The following is a 17,001-nucleotide window of genomic DNA, read 5'->3' as shown; positions in this document are numbered from 1 at the left end:
GTATGATGCGCGAGCCGCCGCCACCGAACACGTACGAGACAACCCTATGACTAAAGCCCTCATCATTGCCGAAAAGCCTTCCGTGGCGAACGATATCGCCAAGGCGCTCGGCGGCTTTACCAAGCACGATGAGTATTTCGAATCCGACGATTACGTGCTGTCGTCGGCCGTCGGCCACCTGCTGGAAATCGCGGTGCCGGAAGAGTATGACGTCAAGCGCGGCAAGTGGAGCTTCACCCACCTGCCGATGATCCCGCCGTATTTCGCGCTGAACCCGATTGCCAAGACCGAATCGCGCCTCAAGGTGTTGAACAAGCTGATCAAGCGCAAGGACGTCACCACCCTGATCAACGCATGCGACGCGGGCCGCGAAGGTGAACTGATCTTCCGCCTGATCGCCCAGAACGCCAAGGCCAAGCAATCGGTCAAGCGCCTGTGGCTGCAGTCGATGACCCCGGCCGCGATCCGCGACGGTTTCGCCCACCTGCGCAGCGACCAGGAAATGCTGCCGCTGGCCGATGCCGCGCGCTGCCGTTCCGAAGCGGACTGGCTGATCGGCATCAACGGCACCCGCGCCATGACTGCCTTTAACTCGAAAGAGGGCGGCTTCTTCCTGACCACCGTCGGCAGGGTGCAGACGCCAACTTTGTCGATCGTGGTCGAGCGCGAAGAAAAGATCCGCCGCTTCGTGCCGCGCGACTACTGGGAAGTGCGCGCCGAGTTCGGCGCCGCTGCCGGCATGTACGAAGGGCGCTGGCTGGACACCAAGTTCAAGAAGGACGAGAACGATCCGGAGCGCCGTCCAGAGCGCCTGTGGAGCAAGGCGGAAGCCGATGCCATCGTCGCCGCCTGCCAGGGCAAGCCGGGTACCGTCACCGAAGAATCGAAGCCGACCACCTCGATGGCGCCGGCCCTGTTCGACCTGACCTCGCTGCAGCGCGAAGCCAACGGCCGCTTCGGCTTCTCGGCCAAGAACACGCTGGGCCTGGCCCAGGCCTTGTACGAAAAGCACAAGGTGCTGACCTACCCGCGTACCGATGCGCGCGCGCTGCCGGAGGACTACATCGGCACCGTCAAGACCACGCTCGAGGTGCTGAAAGGCAATGCGAACTACCACCAGTTCGCCAAGCAGATCCTCGATAAGGGCTGGGTCAAGCCGAACAAGCGTATCTTCGACAACAGCAAGATCTCGGACCACTTCGCGATCATCCCGACCGGCGTGGTGCCGAAGAACCTGTCCGAGCCGGAACAGAAGCTGTACGACCTGGTCACGCGCCGTTTCATGGCCGTGTTCTTCCCGGCCGCCGAGTTCCTGGTCACGACCCGCTTCACCGAAGTCGCCGGCCACCAGTTCAAGACCGAGGGCAAGGTGATGACCAACCCCGGCTGGCTGGCGGTGTACGGCAAGGACACCACCGGCGACGACAAGGACGGGGCCAGCCTGGTCGCGGTCGCCAAGGGCGAACAGGTCAGCACGGACAAGGTCACGCCGAACGCGCTGGTGACGAAACCGCCGGCACGCTACAACGAAGCGACGCTGCTGTCGGCAATGGAAGGCGCGGGCAAGCTGGTCGACTCCGACGAGCTGCGCGATGCCATGGCCGGCAAGGGCCTGGGTACGCCGGCCACGCGCGCGGCCATCATCGAAGGCCTGCTGACCGAGAAATACCTGATCCGCGAAGGCCGCGAGATGATCCCGACCGCCAAGGCATTCCAGCTGATGACGCTGCTGCGCGGCCTGGGCGTGAACGAGCTGACCGCACCGGAACTGACCGGCGATTGGGAATACAAGCTGTCGCAGATGGAAAAGGGCAAGATTTCGCGTGAGGAATTCATGCGCGAGATCGCCGAGATGACGGAAATTATCGTCAAGCGTGCCAAGGAGTACAGTAACGACACCATCCCGGGCGAGTACACGACCCTCAAGACGCCGTGCCCGAACTGCGCCGGCGTGGTCAAGGAAAACTACCGCCGCTTCGCCTGCACCCAGTGCGATTTCTCGATGACCAAGGTGCCCGGCGGGCGCCAGTTCGAGATCGAGGAAGTCGAGGAACTCCTGCAGAACCGCACCATCGGTCCGCTGCAGGGCTTCCGCTCGAAGATGGGCCGTCCGTTCGCCGCCATCCTGCGCATCGTGCGCGACGAAGAAATCCGCAACTTCAAGCTGGAATTCGACTTCGGCCAGGACCAGGACGAGGGCGAAGAGGGCGAAGGCGTCGACTTCACCGGCCAGACCGCGCTCGGTCCGTGCCCGAAATGCAACGGCGGCGTCTACGAGATGGGCCTGGCCTATGTGTGCGAACACCAGGTCGCCAAGCCGAAGACCTGCGATTTCCGCAGCGGCCGCATCATCCTGCAGCAGGAAATCCTGCCCGACCAGATGGCCAAGCTGCTGAACGAGGGCAAGACCGACCTGCTGCCGGGCTTCGTTTCGCAGCGTACGCGCCGTCCGTTCAAGGCTTACCTGGTGCGCGGCAAGGACGGCAAGATCAGCTTCGAGTTCGAGGAGCGCAAGGCCAAGCCGGGCGCGAAGGGTAAGGCCGACGCCGGCGAGGGCGAAGAGGGCGGCGGCGTTGCAGTGGCGGCGAAGACGACGGCACGCAAGCCTGCCGCCAAGCCGATCGCCACCAAGGCGACGACCAAGACGGCCGCGGCCAAGACCGTAGCGGCGAAGAAGGCGCCGGCCAGGAAAGCAGCGGCGACGAAAAAAGTCACTGCTTAATTCGAGCCCGCTCCCCTTGAGCGTCGCCCCTGCGAAGGCAGGGGCCCAAGTTGCACGCGTTTCGACTGCGCATCAAACTTAGGCCCCTGCCTTCGCAGGGGCGACGGTTTTCAAGCCAACAAGTTTATTTTCGCTAATCAGCCTTCGACCTGTGACAATAAAAAAACCGCGACCCATCCGGCGTCGCGGTTTTTTTACGCCCGGCGCCACGAAGGGCGCGGCACGCATCCTGCCGGTGTCAGTCTTCCTGCAATGCGCGCAGAGCCGCCTCGCCATTGTGGATGGCTTTCACACGGCGCACGATCTCGGCGCGCCAGGCTTCGTCGGCATCCTGCTCGGGCTCGTCGCTATCCGTCAACAGCAAGCGCAACAGGTCGTGCTTGTCCGCGGCGGACAGTTGCTGGATCTGGACAGCCAGTTCGGCAACGGTAGACATTCGTAATGCTCCTGACACAAATATGGTTGAATAATATCTGGAACTCTAGAGCATGTCGACAGGTAACATGTTGTCTGTGGGCTTTCTATCAATCAATTTATTGTCGGGGTCAATGCCGGCCCGCGCCGGCCTTCCTGTCACGGTCAAAGTTATGGTTTGCGACGTCGCCGTCACCCGGCGCCGTTCGCGCGCCAGCGGGTTGCCGTCACCGTCGTCGACGCCGAATTCGATGTAATCGGCCAGCGCGGCCGGCTTTTCCTCGCCCAGTTCGCCGGCGCGCACCTTGCCCGCAGTGGCGTGGATCGTGACCGCATAGCGGCCGTCCGGCAGGCGCCGCGCCGTGGCGCTGTCGGCGCGATTCTCATACAGGACGATCGATTCGAACAGGTCGTCGATCAGGTAAGCCTTGTCGGGCGGGGTGACGGCGCGCAGGCGCTCGACCAGCGTCGACACCGTCGGGTAGGGCGCCGCCCGGAAGGCGAAATCCGCCACCAGCCCGTGCAGCACGCCATTGACCATGTCCTCGCCGAGCAGGTCCTGCAGCAGGTACATCGCCAGGCTGCCCTTGCGGTAGTGGATGTAACCCTGGTTTTCGTTCTGCGCCAGCGGCAGTTCCTTCTTGTTCTCGGTGGCGCGTCCCATCAGGTATTCGTCCAGGTCGTAGCGCAAGAAGCGCCGCATCCTGCCGGCGCCGACCGTGTTCTTCATCGTCATCAGCGCGGTGTACTCGGCCAGGCTTTCCGACAGCACGGTGGAGCCGCGCGCGTCGGCGCCGACGATCTGGTGGCCCCACCACTGGTGCCCGACCTCGTGCGCGCTGACGTAATACGGATAGTCGATGTCCTTGCGCGAATCCGGGTCGACCTTCGCGATGAAGCCGGCGCTTTCCGAGAATGGGATGGTGCCCGGCGCGGCCTGGGCGAAGGAAGCGTAGCGCGGGAATTCGGCGATGCGCAGCTCGCGCTGCTGGTAGGGGCTGAAATGCCTGGCGCCATAGGCCAGCGCCGCCTTGGCGCCGCGGATCATGCGGTCGACGTTGAAGTCATGGCCCGGATGGTAATAGACGTCGATGGTCGTGTCCTGCCAGCGGTCGTGGCGCACTTCGTAGCGCGCCGACTGGAAGGTGTAGACGTTCAGGATCGGCTTGTCCATGCGGAAATGGAAGTAGCGGCGGCCCTTGGCCATCCACTCCTGCTCGAGCGTTCCCGGTGCCACCACGGTCTGGTCCGGGCTGGTGCTGACCACGGCGTCGAAGCCGATCCAGTCGGCGTCGTTGCCGAGGTAGTTGTTGACGCGCGCGGCGCCGTCTTCGCGCGCCGCCATGCGCGCGCGCGGACCCAGGCCGTGGCGGCGGCGGTCGCGGTCGTCCTGCAACTCCATGAAGGGTTGGTAGCCGATGTGGGGCAGGATGGCGTTCGAAAAATAGGTGCCGTTGCCGACCACCGCGGTGTCGCGGCCCAGGCCGAGGATGCCGCCGGGGGCGTCTTCCATCTCGAAATCGAATCCCATGCGCGCGCCCGGCGGCAGCGGCGCGTCCAGCACGTAGCGCCAGACGCCGTGCTCCGGATCGGCGGCTACCAGCCGTGCCGGCTGCGACAGGCGTGGCTGCAGCTTCGGGCCCGGCTGCATCGTCACGACGATGTCGCGGATCGGCTGGCCGCTGCGGTTGTCCAGCTGGTAGAAGCCATGGATTTTCAGAGTGCGGGTCTCGGGCACGATGTCGACCTGCAGCTGCACCGCGGCGATGCGCGGCTGCGCCAGCGCGGCCAGGCTCTTCTTGTAGCGCTGCTCGTACTCGGCGCGCAGCGCATCCTGGCGCCAGGCGGTCTTGTAGGCGCCCAGGTGTTCGAGGTTGTACCACAGCAGGGCGCCGCTGCCGCCGAACAGCAGGGCGCCGATGCCGAACGCCGCCAGCACCGGCAGCCGCAGGCGGCGCCGCGCCAGGTGCAGGCGCTCCTTGACACTGTCGCTGACGCCGCGCGGCCACAGCACCAGTGCCAGTGTCGCCAGCATCAGCGCCGCGCCGCCCCAGTAGGCCAGCAGTGCGCGCCGCAGTGGCAGCGCGTTGCCGAAGCCGTTCATCGCCGAATAGGTGATGTCCGGCAGGTTTGCGTACAGCAGCATCGGATGCCCGAATCCGAAGCCGGACAGGGTGAGGGTGGCGACGTAGTACAGCACCAGCGCGAAATACGCCATGTAGCGCTGGTTGATGATGGCCTGCAGCGCGATCGCCAGCACCGCCAGCAGCGCGTATTGCGGCAGCAGGATGCCGAACAGGGTGTGCAGGTACAGGCCGGGTTCCAGCGCCAGGTAGCCGTGGGCCAGCTGGATCGCCATCCCGCACAGCATCGCCACCCCCAGCAGCAGCGCCTGCAGGCCCACCAGGGCGATGGTCTTGGCCGCCAGCGGCAGCCAGCTCGGCACCGGCAGCGCATCGATCATCTGGCCCATGCGCGCCTCGCGTTCGCGCCATACCATCTCGCCCGCATACAGGGCGGTGACCACCAGCACGAACAGCGCGAACACGTCGCGGATCAGCTCCAGCAGCATGTAGGTGACCGGATAGGTCCTGGTGCCGTAGATGGCGCCCAGGCCGAAGGAACTCGCCACCAGCACCAGTACGCCGGCCAGCGCGATCACGGCGAAGTACACGTTCTTGACCGCTTCGCGAAAATTCAGCCAGCTGCTCCTGGCCAGCAGCAGGCCCAGGCTGCGCGCGGCGAAGTCGGGACGCAGGCGGATGTCGGCGATGGCGTGAGCCGGTGCGGCACGATCGCCTTCGGGGCGCGGCTGGCGCCGTCCGGACGGCGTGGAAACGAAGGAGAAGCGCCAGTAGCCCAGCACCAGCACCGCCAGCGCGAACAGCGACCACACCAGGCGGTTGACCAGGAACACGCCCTCCAGCGGGATCTGGGCGGCGTTGCGCTCGGCCACGCTCCAGTACTCGGTCAGGCGCAGCAGGGCGGTGGTGCCGAACGGGTCGATCAGGGCCGCCAGCGTCTTGTAGTCGAGGTCGCGCGCCAGCGAAGGCGCGACGATGTAGCCGATCATCATGACCACGCTGGCCACGTACACCGGCAGCATGCGCCGCGTCAGCGCCGCCAGCATGAAGAAGATGGCGCCGAAGATGAACAGGTTGGGCAGCAGCGTAAACAGGTAGGGACGCAGGTAGCCCGCGAATGAGAACGGCCCGACCCGGGCCGGATCGATCCCCGGCAGCAGGCTGCCCAGCAGGTGGCCGAGCAGGATCGCCGAGAAGATCACGGCCAGCGTCGCCAGTGCACCGAGGAAGCGTCCGAACACGTAGGCGTGCTTGGGGATCGGCGCGCTGAAGAAGAAGTGGTGCATCTCGTGCTCGAAGTCCTGCTGCACCGAGCGCCCCATCAGGGCCGCCGCCACCACCACGCCAAGGCAGCCGAGGACGGAGGCGCAGATCGCGATCTGGCGCGGGGCGTTGATCAGGACCCGGCCGCCGAACGAGATGCTGGCGTCGCGGAAGGCGCCGCCGGCCGCGCCCATCCACAGCATCGCCAGCGCCAGGAAGACCAGGAAATAGACCCAGGTGGAGAGCAGCTTGAGGCGCTGGCGCGCTTCGAAGGCGGCAATGGCGAACAGGGCACGCATGGGGTCAGCAGTTGCCCGGCAGGGCGTTGTGGCGGCCGGCGATGGTGGCGAAGTACACGTCCTCGAGGGTCGGGTGGATCGGCTCGAAATCGTCGCCCGGGTAGCGCTCGGCATACACGTGGACCAGCGGACGGCCGGTCAGCAGGCGCGTCGAGATCACGGTGTGGCGCTTCTGGAAGTCGGGCAGGTCCTGCTTGGTGACGAAGCGCGCCCAGATCCGGCCTTCGATGCCTTCGATCAGGCGCGCCGGTTCGCCACACAGCAGCACGTGGCCCTTGTTGATGATCGCCATGCTGGCGCACAGGTCGGCCACGTCGGACACGATGTGGGTCGACAGGATCACGGTCTTGTCGTCGCCGATGTCGGACAGCAGGTTGTGGAAGCGCACCCGTTCCTGCGGGTCGAGGCCGGCGGTGGGTTCGTCGACGATGATCAGCTGCGGGTCGCCCAGCAGCGCCTGGGCGATGCCGAAGCGCTGGCGCATGCCGCCCGAAAAGGTGCCGAGCTTCTGGTGGCGCACCTCGAACAGGTTGGTCTGCTGGAGTAGGCCATCGACGACTTCGCGCCGCGGCCCGCGCTGCGACAGGCCTTTCAATTGCGCGAAATGGTCGAGCAATTCATAAGCGCTCACTTTCGGGTAGACCCCGAAATCCTGCGGCAGGTAGCCGAGCAGGCGGCGCACCTCGTCTTTTTCGTCGAGCAGGTCGATGTCTTCGAGGAAGACCGAGCCGCTGTCGCATTCCTGCAGCGTCGCCAGGATCCGCATCAGGGTCGACTTGCCGGCGCCGTTCGGCCCCAGCAGCCCGAACATCCCCGGCGGGATGCTCAGCGACACCCGGTCCAGGGCCACCACGCCATTGGCGTAGGTCTTGGACAGGTTGCGGATGCTTAATTTCATGAACACTCCCGGCACGATCGATTTGAGCATGTGAAAATGTGCGTATTTTCACGATTGTTGCATTGTATTAAAAACGAACGCCGACCGGAGTGCCGTTGCGATACACGGCGTTTTCATTCGCCCAGAGTGCAAAAAATCGGGGTCAGAGCGCAATGGCCCGACGCCCGAGCATACGCTCGACAAAAGCGAATGTCTACTTTGTCAACATTTGCGTGTATATCTCGCCCATGGGCATAATGGGGCCATGGACATCCCCATTCCCGAGGAAAAAATCCTGGCGATCACGCGCCAGGGCCGTACCCGGCTCGAAGCGACCGACTGGTTCCGCGTCGCCGCCGGCTTGCATTACCTGGCCGGGCTGATGACGCGCGAATCGATCGACTTCAAGGCGGTCGACCGCGACTGGAACCGCTTCATCTACCACAGCCTCGGCGGCGGCCACACGATCACCAGCGTGCTGCAGTTCATGAGCGGCGAGAACGTGCTGCCGACGCTGCGCTCGGCGCGCTTCATGGCGCTGTTCGCCGAGACCTGCCCGGAAGTGCCGGTCGATTCGATTCCCTTCCTGCTCGAACTGAACCTGGGCGTGGCCAAGAACATCTCGCAACTCGAGGTGGCGGGGCCGCTGCACGACTGGCTGCAGGCGCACAAGGCCCAGCGTGGCGAGGACGCGCCCGGCGAAGGCATATAATGGCGCTTTCAGGCGTACTCACATTGCAAGCTATGGACAACCTTACACGAGCCATCAACCCCTTCGATAACTTGATCGTCGGCTTCGACAAGGCCCTGCGCGTGGTGGGCGGCGTGGCCAAGGCGGCGCGTGCGAATCCGGGCACGCTGGCCAGCGACTGCGAACTCAACAACCAGGAGGCGCGCCACAGCGCCGGCCTGATGCGCGTCAACCACGTCGGCGAAGTGTGCGCCCAGGCGCTCTACGACGCCCAGGGCAAGCACGCCTCGACCCCGGCGATGCGCGCCCAGATGGCGGAATCGGGCCGCGAGGAAGAAGACCACCTGGCCTGGACCGCCGAGCGCCTGGCGGAGCTGGGCTCGCAGCCGAGCCTCCTGAATCCGCTGTGGTATGCCGGCGCCTACGCCCTCGGTTCGGTGGCGGCGCGCATGGGCGACGCGGTCAGCCTCGGTTTCGTGGTCGAGACCGAGCGCCAGGTCGAGGCGCACCTGAACAGCCACCTCGACGAACTGCCGCCGCAGGATGCCAAGTCGCGCGCCATCGTCACCCAGATGCGCGACGACGAGATCGAGCACGGCGGCAAGGCGCAGGCGATGGGGGCGGCCGAGATGCCGCTGCCGGTGAAAATGGCGATGCGGGCGATGGCCAAGGTCATGACCACCACTGCCTACTATATTTGATGGGTGGGACCGGTAGGGTGGGCACCCCGTGCCCACGCGAACGCTGGCGACGTGCTGGCTTGCGCGTGGGCTCGGGGAGGCCACCCTACGAAATCAGCCTTCGATAATTTCGAACGAGTGCGTGATCTCGGCCGTCTTGGCCAGCATGATCGACGCCGAGCAGTACTTGTCGTGCGACAGGTTCACCGCGCGCTCCACCGCCGCCGGCTTCAGGTTGCGGCCGGTGACCCTGAAGTGGAAGTGCACCTTGGTGAACACTTTCGGGTCGACGTCGGCGCGCTCGGCCTTGAGCGTCACGTCGCAGCCGCGCACGTCTTCGCGGCCGCGCTTCAGGATCAGGACCACGTCGTAGGCGGTGCAGCCGCCGGTGCCGAGCAACACCATTTCCATCGGACGCGGTGCCAGGTTGTGGCCACCGCCTTCGGGTGCGCCGTCCATGCTGACCAGGTGGCCCGAGCCGGTCTCGGCCCGGAAACTCATCCCGGAAGGGCCGTTCCAGCTGACTTTGACTTCCATTGCGTTCTCCGCTTTTTTGTGAGGCTGTATTGTAAGCCGATATGTGTAAGCTGATATCGCAAGGCGTTCAGACGGCCAGCACGTAGCGCTCGCTCTTCATGCGCCAGCTGGCAAAGGCGAACAGCGCCAGCGCCGCGACCGCCGAGCAGGCGAAGGTCAGCACGTAGGGCAGCGGGCCGAGTTCGCCGCCTTTCGAGATCTCGCGCATCAGGGTCTGGTTCGACAGCATCGGCACCGCGTACATCCAGGTCGCCGTCTTCAGGTCCATCATCGACACGACCAGGCCCGGCAGCATCGGCACGAAGGTGAGGATGGACACCGTACTCTGCGCCTCCTTGAACGAGCGCGCGTTCATTGCCACCGCGATCTGGGCCGCCGCGGCGAACAGCGGCAGCGGGACCGAGGCCAGGCACAGCTTGGCCAGGTCGCCCCAGCCCAGGCGCCAGCTCATCCCGATCTCTTCCAGCGGCAGCCAGGACAGGCCGATGTGCGCCACGATCAATTCAAACGTGATGCCGACGATGGCCAGCGAAGCCGCGGCCAGCCACTTGCCGCCCACCAGCTCCCAGGTGCGCACCGGCTGGGCCATCAGCACCTCGAGCGAACGGCGTTCGCGCTCGCCGGCGGTGCTGTCGACCGCGGCCGCCATGCCGCAGAAAAAGGCTGGGAAGAACAGGAAGCCCATCAGGCTGCCGATGAAGCCGGCCGAGCGCGCGGCATTGGTGCCGGTGTCGTAGCGCTGCAGGTCGATCGGCCCCAGCGTGACCGGCGACACGCCGTGGGCCAGCAGGCGCGCGCTGGCGATGTTGGCGTTGTAGGCGCGCAGCACGTCCTCGACGTCGCGCCGGCGCCGGTCCTGCTCGGTCGCCGAATCGAACCACAGCTCGATGCGGGCCGGGCGCATGGCCTGGTAGTTGTCGCTGAATTTGGGCGGCAGGCGCAGCACCGCCACCACTTTTTTCGCGCGCAGCATCTCGCCGATCGCCTCTTCGCCGGCGTCCGGGATATCGCGCACCGTGATGTTCTTCTGGCGCAGCTGCGACATCAGGGTCGGCGCCTGGCCCCCGCCGATCACGGCCAGTTCGATGCCTTCGCGCTCGGCGCGGGTGGCGCGCTCGATGTTCTGGTTCAGGATGTAGCCGAACATGATCGGGTACATCAGTGTGAACATGACGAGCAGGCCGAGCACGCGCTTGTCGCGCAGCGTTTCGCGCACTTCCTTCAGGAAGACGACCAGCAGTTTCGACCTCATGCCACGATCCCCTCATCGGTGCCGACCAGGCTGACGAAGGCGTCTTCCAGGTTGGCGATGCCGGTGCGCTGGCACAGCTGCTCGGGCGAGCCCTGGGCCACGGTATGGCCCTTGGCGATCACGATCACGTCGTCGCACAGGTGGCTGACTTCCTGCATCACGTGGGTCGCCATCACCACGCAGCAGCCCTCCGCGCGCAGGCTCGCCAGCGCATGGCGTACCGCGCGCGTGCTCATCACGTCGAGGCCGCGCGTCGGCTCGTCCAGCAGCAGGTGGCGCGGGCGGTGTAGCAGCGCGCGCGCCAGCGCCACCTTGATGCGCTGGCCCTGGGAAAAGCCCTTGCTGCGGCGTTCCAGGATGTCGTCCATCGCCAGCATTCCGGACACCTCGTCGATGCGCCGCCGCAGGTCGGCCTTCTTCATGCCGTTCAGTTCACCGAAATAGGTCAGGTACTCGCGCGTCGACAGGCGCTCGTACAGGCCGAACTGGTCGGTCAGGAAGCCGATGTTGCTGCGCACCTTGAACGGATCGCGTTCCGGGTCGACGCCGTCGACGGCGATGGTGCCGTGGTCGCGTTTCAGCATGCCGACCAGGGTGCGCAGCAGGGTGGTCTTGCCGGCGCCGTTGGGGCCGAGCAGGGCCGTGATGTGGCCGTCGCGGGCCGTGAAACTGACGCCGCCGAGCGCCTGGACCGGGCCGAATTGTTTGCGGACTTCGTGTGCTTCGATCATGTTCCGGGTCTCGATCAGGGTTGGGGGCCGGCGCTGCCGAGTTGGAAGGTGGGGGCGGGAATCTCGTCCAGGCAGCTGCCGTCGACTTTCCGCTCCGGATGGTCGAGGAAGGCGCGCAGCAGGCGCGGCGCGCAGCCCAGTTGCGACACGCCGTGGCCGACGTTGGGCGCGCTCAGGAGCTGGGCATGGGTCATGGTGCGTGCCGCGCTGGCGGCGCGATGCGGCGCCGTGACCGGGTCGAGTGCGCCGGACAGCAGCAGCACCGGCGCCTCGATCGTGGTCGGCGCCGGCAGGGCCACGGCCGGCACGTTCATGGCGCGGCACAGGCCGGGCAGGCGGCGCGCGAAGTCGCGCGTGAGTGGGGCATCGTCGCTGGCGACCAGTGCCGGCGTGAAGCGCGGCATGTCTTCGGCGCAGATCACCGCCAGGTAGAGCAGGGTGGCGGACGAGCCTTCCGGGGTGGAGTCGGCGCCCAGATTGCGGCGCGCCACGAAGGGCTGCCAGCGGCCCTGGGCCGCGCTGTGCACCAGGAAGGGCAGGCGGCGCGCGTCGGCCGGCGAGTACAGCATGCCGTGCACGGTGCCGAGCAGGCGTGCGCCCGTCATCTTGACGTCGACCTGGCGCGCGGTGCGCGGATCGGGCAGCGAGATCGTCAGGCCCTTGCCGACCTTGGCGACCAGGCCGTCGAACTCGGCGCGCAGGCCGGGATAGGCCTTGCGGCAGGCCGGGTCGGCATCGCACTGGCCGAACAGCTTGTCGAGCGCGGCCTGGCTGTCGCGGCCACCGGCCGGGATCACCTGGTCGGGCGCGGCGACGGCGTCCAGGATCAGGGTCCGCACGTTGCCCGGATAGGCGCGCGCATAGGCCTGGCCCAGGCGCGTGCCGTAGGAGCCGCCCCACAGGTTGATCTTGCCGTAGCCGAGCGCGCGCCGTACCTGTTCGATGTCGCGCGCGGCATTGGCGGTGGTGTAGGCGGCGAACGGCGCCTTGCTGGCCTGGATGCAGCGGACCAGGGCGGCGTCGACCTGGTCGTCGCTCAGGCTGCTGTCCTCGTCCAGGCCGGGCTCGCATTCGAGCTTGCCGGACAGGCCGGTGCCGCGCTGGTCGATGAAGACGATGTCGCGCGTCGGGCGCACGCGGCGCATGGCGGTGTTCAGGATCGGCACTACTTCGCTGCCGGCTTCGCCGGGGCCGCCGGCCAGCACGAACAGCGGATCGGGGCGGGCGCCTTCGCGCAGCGCCGGGGCGATCGTCACGTGCAGCCCGATGGTCTGGCCGGGGCGGGCCGGGTCGAGCGGGACGGGCAGCTTCAGGCAGCGCAGCGCGTCTTCGACGCCGGGCAGGTGGCAGCCGTGCGTCTGCGCCCTGGTGGAAGCATGCTGCGCCTGGGCGGCGCTGGGCAGGATGGCGGCCAGCAGCAGCGTGCCGAACAGCGTGCCGAAATTCAGGCTGGGTTTCAAGACACCTCCTTGTCAGGTGGGGTCATACTAAAGTGGCATTCTTTTCATGGTCAATGAAAAGTTGCGCGTATGCATTAAGAAACGTCCTACTATGCCTGTCTTTGCAACGTAAAACTAAACCTAACGCAAGACGAAGGCTGGCTTGACTGAGGTGTGCGGAATCGGCTATGATCGCAGGCTTTCCATTTGCTCAGGAAAAGACAATAAGGCCGAGTCCGCCGCTACTGACGCGCGGAACCACCATTTGAGCATTCAATACCTAGATATAGGAAGTCAACATGAAAACTTTTTCCGCTAAGGGCCATGAAGTCCAGCGCGATTGGTACGTGATTGACGCGACGGACAAAGTCCTCGGACGTGTTGCCAGCGAAGTGGCACTCCGACTGCGCGGCAAACACAAGCCTGAATTTACTCCGCACGTCGATACCGGTGACTTCATCGTCGTCGTCAACGCAGGCAAGCTGCGCGTGACCGGCACCAAAGCCACCCAGAAGACCTACTACCGTCACTCGGGCTACCCGGGCGGTATCTACGAAACCAACTTCCTGAAAATGCAACAGCGTTTCCCGGGCCGCGCCTTGGAAAAAGCCGTCAAAGGCATGCTGCCGAAGGGCCCGCTGGGCTACGCAATGATCAAGAAGCTGAAAGTGTACGCGGAAGCCACTCACCCGCACGCTGCCCAGCAACCGCAAGCACTCGACATCTAAGGAACTGACATGATCGGTAACTACAACTACGGCACCGGCCGTCGCAAGAGTGCAGTCGCTCGCGTGTTCATCAAGGCCGGCACCGGCCAGATCATCGTCAACGGCAAACCGGCCGCCGAGTACTTCTCGCGCGAAACCGGCCTGATGGTCATCCGTCAGCCGCTGGAACTGACCGGCAACGTCGAGCGTTTCGACATCAAAGTCAACGTGCATGGCGGCGGCGAGTCCGGCCAGGCAGGTGCAGTGCGCCACGGCATCACCCGTGCACTGATCGACTACGATGCAGGCCTGAAGCCTGACCTGGCACGTGCCGGTTTCGTCACCCGTGACGCCCGTGAAGTCGAGCGTAAGAAAGTTGGTCTGCGCAAAGCACGTCGCGCAAAGCAGTTCTCGAAGCGTTAATTCAGCTTCACCTCGCGGAATCGCAGCACTTCTGTGCTGCTTCCCCCGAAAAGCCGTCCGCCCCAAAGCCGACGGCTTTTTTGTTGCCCAAATTCGGGGTCAGAGCACTTATTCTGCTCTGACCCCGAATTGGTTTTATCTAGCGGCGCCGCGCCAGCGCCGCCAGCCCGATTCCGAGCGCGGCCCACAGCATGCGTTTACGGTTCGGGTAGTACTCGATGTGGCGCGTATAGAAACTCGATTCGATGGCTTCCTTCCCCCAGGTGCCGCGCACCGCGCCGATGCCGCGGGTTGGTTCGAACAGGTTGTCGTAGCGGTCGTCCGGCTTGTTTTCGGTCTGCAGCCGGAAACCGGCGCCGCGGGCCAGCATCAGCCGGTCGACCAGGCCGGGGCTGAGCTTGTCGAGGAAGATCGCCAGCGCCGCCTGGCCACCGACGACCAGGTTGCGGCGCGGGTGGGTCGCGGCGAACAGGATGGTGTCGGCCACCACTTCCGGCGCATAGATCGGCGGAATCGGCCGCGACTGGTGTCCGCCGAGCTTGGCGCGTGCATTGTGGAAGAAGGGCGTGTCGAGGAAGCCGGGCTGGATCAGGGTGACGGTGATCGGCATCTTTTCGTGCGCCAGGTCGAGCCGGATGCTGTCGGTGAAGCCGGCGATGCCGTGCTTGGACGCCACGTAGGCCGAATGCAGCGGTACCGCCCGATCGGATGCCGCCGAACCCATGTTGATGATGGTGCCGCTGCGCTGGCGCCGCATCGGACCGAGCGCCGCCTTCACGCCATAGATCTGGCCCATCAGGTTGACCTGGATGATGCGTTCCAGTTCCTCGATCGTCATGTCGACCACCGAGGCATGTTCGTTCACCGCCGCATTGTTGAGCCAGGTGTCGATACGGCCGAAGCGGCGCACCGCTTCGGCGGCCAGGTGCTCGACCTGGGGCCAGACGGCGACGTCGGTCACGATCACCTGCGCCTGGCCGCCGCTGGCCTCGATCTGCGCGGCGACATGCTCGAGCGCCTGGCGGTTGCGCGCCGCCAGCACCACGCTGGCCCCGCGTGCGCCGAAGGCGAGGGCGCTGGCGCGGCCGATCCCGCTGGACGCGCCGGTAATCACAACCACTTGTTCAGCTATCGGTTTCATTGGGTCTCCAGGAAAATCGTTTGTGCATCGCAGCAGAAATCCTAGCATTGCCGCGTCCGTCGCAGCGCGAGGCTGGCGCACTGTGCCTGTCAGGCTGTTAAAATTGCGCCCAATACGCGATGGATAGCGCTTACTTATTACTCGGGAAGGAAAGAACATGATCAAAGTTGGCATCGTTGGCGGCACCGGCTACACCGGCGTGGAACTGCTGCGGCTGCTCGCGGCCCATCCGGAAGCGCAGCTGACCGCCATCACGTCGCGCAAGGAAGACGGCCTGCCGGTCGCCGACATGTTTCCGTCGCTGCGCGGCCATGTCGACATCGCCTTCTCGAGCCCGGACAAGGCCGACCTGAAGCAGTGCGACGTGGTGTTCTTCGCCACCCCGCACGGCGTCGCCATGGCGCAGGCGCCGGAACTGCTGGCCGCCGGCGTCAAGGTGATCGACCTGGCCGCCGACTTCCGCCTGAAGGACCAGGCCACGTTCGAAAAGTGGTACAAGATCCCGCACACCGCCCCGGAACTGCTGGAAGAGGCCGCCTATGGCCTGGCCGAGCTGAACCGCGATGAGATCAAGAATGCGCGCCTGATCGCCAACCCGGGCTGCTACCCGACCACGATGCAGCTGGGCTACTACCCGCTGCTGAAGGCCGGCATCGTCGACGCCGGCAACCTGATCGCCGACTGCAAGTCGGGCGTGTCCGGCGCCGGCCGCAAGGCCGAGATCGGCACGCTGTTCTCGGAATCCAGCGACAACTTCAAGGCCTACGGCGTGCACGGCCACCGCCACACCCCGGAAACCTCGGCCCAGCTGCAGCGCTTTACCGGCGACAAGGTCGGCCTGATCTTCACGCCGCACCTGGTACCGATGATCCGCGGCATGCACGCGACACTGTACGCGCGCCTGACCCAGGACATCAGCAACGAAGCCCTGCAGGCGCTGTTCGAAGACCAGTACCGCGATGCGGAATTCGTCGACGTGATGCCGTTCGGCTCGCATCCGGAAACCCGCTCGACGCGCGGCTCGAACATGCTGCGCATCGCGCTGCACCGTCCGGACAACGGCAACACCGTGGTGGTGCTGGTGGTGCAGGACAACCTGGTCAAGGGCGCGTCCGGCCAGGCCGTGCAGTGCATGAACCTGATGTTCGGCCTGCCGGAAAGCACCGGCCTGAAGCAGATCGCGCTGCTGCCGTAAGAACTTGCCGGTGTCTGCTCGGAATTGTCGAGCAGACGCAGATCAAGGCCTCGGGCGGTGGGCACGGTAAATTGACGATGTTGCACTCAGTCATTTTTCGTGTTGCTCACTTTGCCAGGGGTCTGCCATGTTCGGTCGTAACGCCAAGAGCGAAATCGATAGCCTGATCGGTATTTCCGCACGCATCGAAGGGGACCTGATCTTCACCGGCGGCCTGCGCATCGACGGCGAGGTGCACGGCAACGTGATTGCCAGCGAGGGCGCCGAGAGCGTGCTGATCGTGTCCGAGCATGCACGCATCGAAGGCGAGGTGCGCTGTGCCAGCCTGGTGGTGAATGGTTATATCGCCGGGACTGTTTATTCAACGGAACTTCTTGAATTACAGCCGAAAGGCCGCATACATGGGGATGTCCATTACCGCCTGCTCGAAATGCACGGCGGTGCCCTCGTCACGGGCAAGCTGACCCATCAGCCGGCACCGCTAGCCGGCGGTGCCGAACCGGTGTTTCATTTTGGCGCGGCCGAAGCAGGGGCTTCAGCATGACC

At 65.4% G+C, this 17,001-nt stretch carries 15 protein-coding genes; 7 read left to right on the top strand and 8 right to left on the bottom strand.

Annotation, left to right across the window (positions count from 1 at the left end):
* Positions 1 to 46 precede the first annotated feature (46 nt).
* Entirely contained in the window at positions 47 to 2,722 is a 2,676-nt protein-coding gene (locus tag U1H99_RS18630) for a DNA topoisomerase III (RefSeq protein ID WP_323143198.1), read from the top strand.
* 238 nt (positions 2,723 to 2,960) lie between these two features.
* On the opposite strand, the gene U1H99_RS18625 is transcribed toward U1H99_RS18630, so the two are convergent.
* Genes U1H99_RS18625 through U1H99_RS18615 form a run of 3 tightly spaced genes read right to left on the bottom strand, consistent with a single transcriptional unit; the run spans position 2,961 to position 7,680 of the window.
* A complete protein-coding gene (locus tag U1H99_RS18625) occupies positions 2,961 to 3,158 on the bottom strand; it encodes an addiction module protein (RefSeq protein WP_141838804.1) in 198 nt (65 codons plus the stop codon).
* A gap of 45 nt (positions 3,159 to 3,203) precedes the next feature.
* On the bottom strand, positions 3,204 to 6,782 hold the full coding sequence (locus U1H99_RS18620; RefSeq protein WP_323143197.1) for an ABC transporter permease/M1 family aminopeptidase: 3,579 nt from the start codon (positions 6,780 to 6,782) through the stop codon (positions 3,204 to 3,206).
* A gap of 4 nt (positions 6,783 to 6,786) precedes the next feature.
* On the bottom strand, positions 6,787 to 7,680 hold the full coding sequence (locus tag U1H99_RS18615) for an ABC transporter ATP-binding protein (RefSeq protein ID WP_323143196.1): 894 nt from the start codon (positions 7,678 to 7,680) through the stop codon (positions 6,787 to 6,789).
* 244 nt (positions 7,681 to 7,924) lie between these two features.
* Here U1H99_RS18615 and U1H99_RS18610 point away from each other — a divergent pair, with 244 nt between their 5' ends.
* Entirely contained in the window at positions 7,925 to 8,371 is a 447-nt protein-coding gene (locus tag U1H99_RS18610) for a hypothetical protein (RefSeq protein WP_323143195.1), read from the top strand.
* Between the two features lie 32 nt (positions 8,372 to 8,403).
* Positions 8,404 to 9,051: a 2-polyprenyl-3-methyl-6-methoxy-1,4-benzoquinone monooxygenase gene (gene coq7, locus U1H99_RS18605; protein WP_323143194.1), complete on the top strand. Its 648-nt coding sequence runs from the start codon at positions 8,404 to 8,406 to the stop codon at positions 9,049 to 9,051.
* Positions 9,052 to 9,144: 93 nt separating this feature from the next.
* On the opposite strand, the gene U1H99_RS18600 is transcribed toward coq7, so the two are convergent.
* From U1H99_RS18600 to U1H99_RS18585, 4 genes are all read right to left on the bottom strand, one after another.
* Positions 9,145 to 9,567, bottom strand: a complete 423-nt coding sequence (locus U1H99_RS18600; protein WP_323143193.1) for an OsmC family protein — start codon at positions 9,565 to 9,567, stop codon at positions 9,145 to 9,147.
* 67 nt (positions 9,568 to 9,634) lie between these two features.
* Positions 9,635 to 10,819 (bottom strand): ABC transporter permease, encoded by a 1,185-nt coding sequence (locus U1H99_RS18595; RefSeq protein ID WP_323143192.1) that lies wholly within the window; start codon positions 10,817 to 10,819, stop codon positions 9,635 to 9,637.
* Entirely contained in the window at positions 10,816 to 11,550 is a 735-nt protein-coding gene (locus U1H99_RS18590) for an ABC transporter ATP-binding protein (protein WP_323143191.1), read from the bottom strand. The genes U1H99_RS18595 and U1H99_RS18590 overlap by 4 nt, the downstream gene beginning before the upstream one ends.
* Positions 11,551 to 11,564: 14 nt before the next feature.
* Positions 11,565 to 13,010, bottom strand: a complete 1,446-nt coding sequence (locus U1H99_RS18585; protein ID WP_323143190.1) for an alpha/beta fold hydrolase — start codon at positions 13,008 to 13,010, stop codon at positions 11,565 to 11,567.
* A 278-nt stretch (positions 13,011 to 13,288) separates the two neighbouring features.
* Here U1H99_RS18585 and rplM point away from each other — a divergent pair, with 278 nt between their 5' ends.
* On the top strand, positions 13,289 to 13,717 hold the full coding sequence (gene rplM / locus U1H99_RS18580; RefSeq protein WP_141838788.1) for a 50S ribosomal protein L13: 429 nt from the start codon (positions 13,289 to 13,291) through the stop codon (positions 13,715 to 13,717).
* Between the two features lie 9 nt (positions 13,718 to 13,726).
* A complete protein-coding gene (gene rpsI, locus U1H99_RS18575; protein WP_323143189.1) occupies positions 13,727 to 14,119 on the top strand; it encodes a 30S ribosomal protein S9 in 393 nt (130 codons plus the stop codon).
* A 139-nt stretch (positions 14,120 to 14,258) separates the two neighbouring features.
* On the opposite strand, the gene U1H99_RS18570 is transcribed toward rpsI, so the two are convergent.
* Entirely contained in the window at positions 14,259 to 15,260 is a 1,002-nt protein-coding gene (locus U1H99_RS18570; RefSeq protein WP_323143188.1) for an SDR family oxidoreductase, read from the bottom strand.
* Between the two features lie 157 nt (positions 15,261 to 15,417).
* Here U1H99_RS18570 and argC point away from each other — a divergent pair, with 157 nt between their 5' ends.
* Positions 15,418 to 16,455, top strand: coding sequence for an N-acetyl-gamma-glutamyl-phosphate reductase (gene argC, locus U1H99_RS18565; protein WP_323143187.1), 1,038 nt, complete (start codon positions 15,418 to 15,420; stop codon positions 16,453 to 16,455).
* Positions 16,456 to 16,582: 127 nt separating this feature from the next.
* Positions 16,583 to 16,999, top strand: a complete 417-nt coding sequence (locus U1H99_RS18560) for a bactofilin family protein (RefSeq protein ID WP_141838778.1) — start codon at positions 16,583 to 16,585, stop codon at positions 16,997 to 16,999.
* The last annotated feature ends 2 nt before the right edge of the window (positions 17,000 to 17,001 follow it).

The sequence above is a fragment of the Massilia phyllosphaerae genome (assembly GCF_034659755.1).
GTDB classification, from domain to species: Bacteria; Pseudomonadota; Gammaproteobacteria; order Burkholderiales; family Burkholderiaceae_D; genus Telluria; species Telluria phyllosphaerae.
This window is presented reverse-complemented; position numbering and strand designations above follow the sequence as displayed.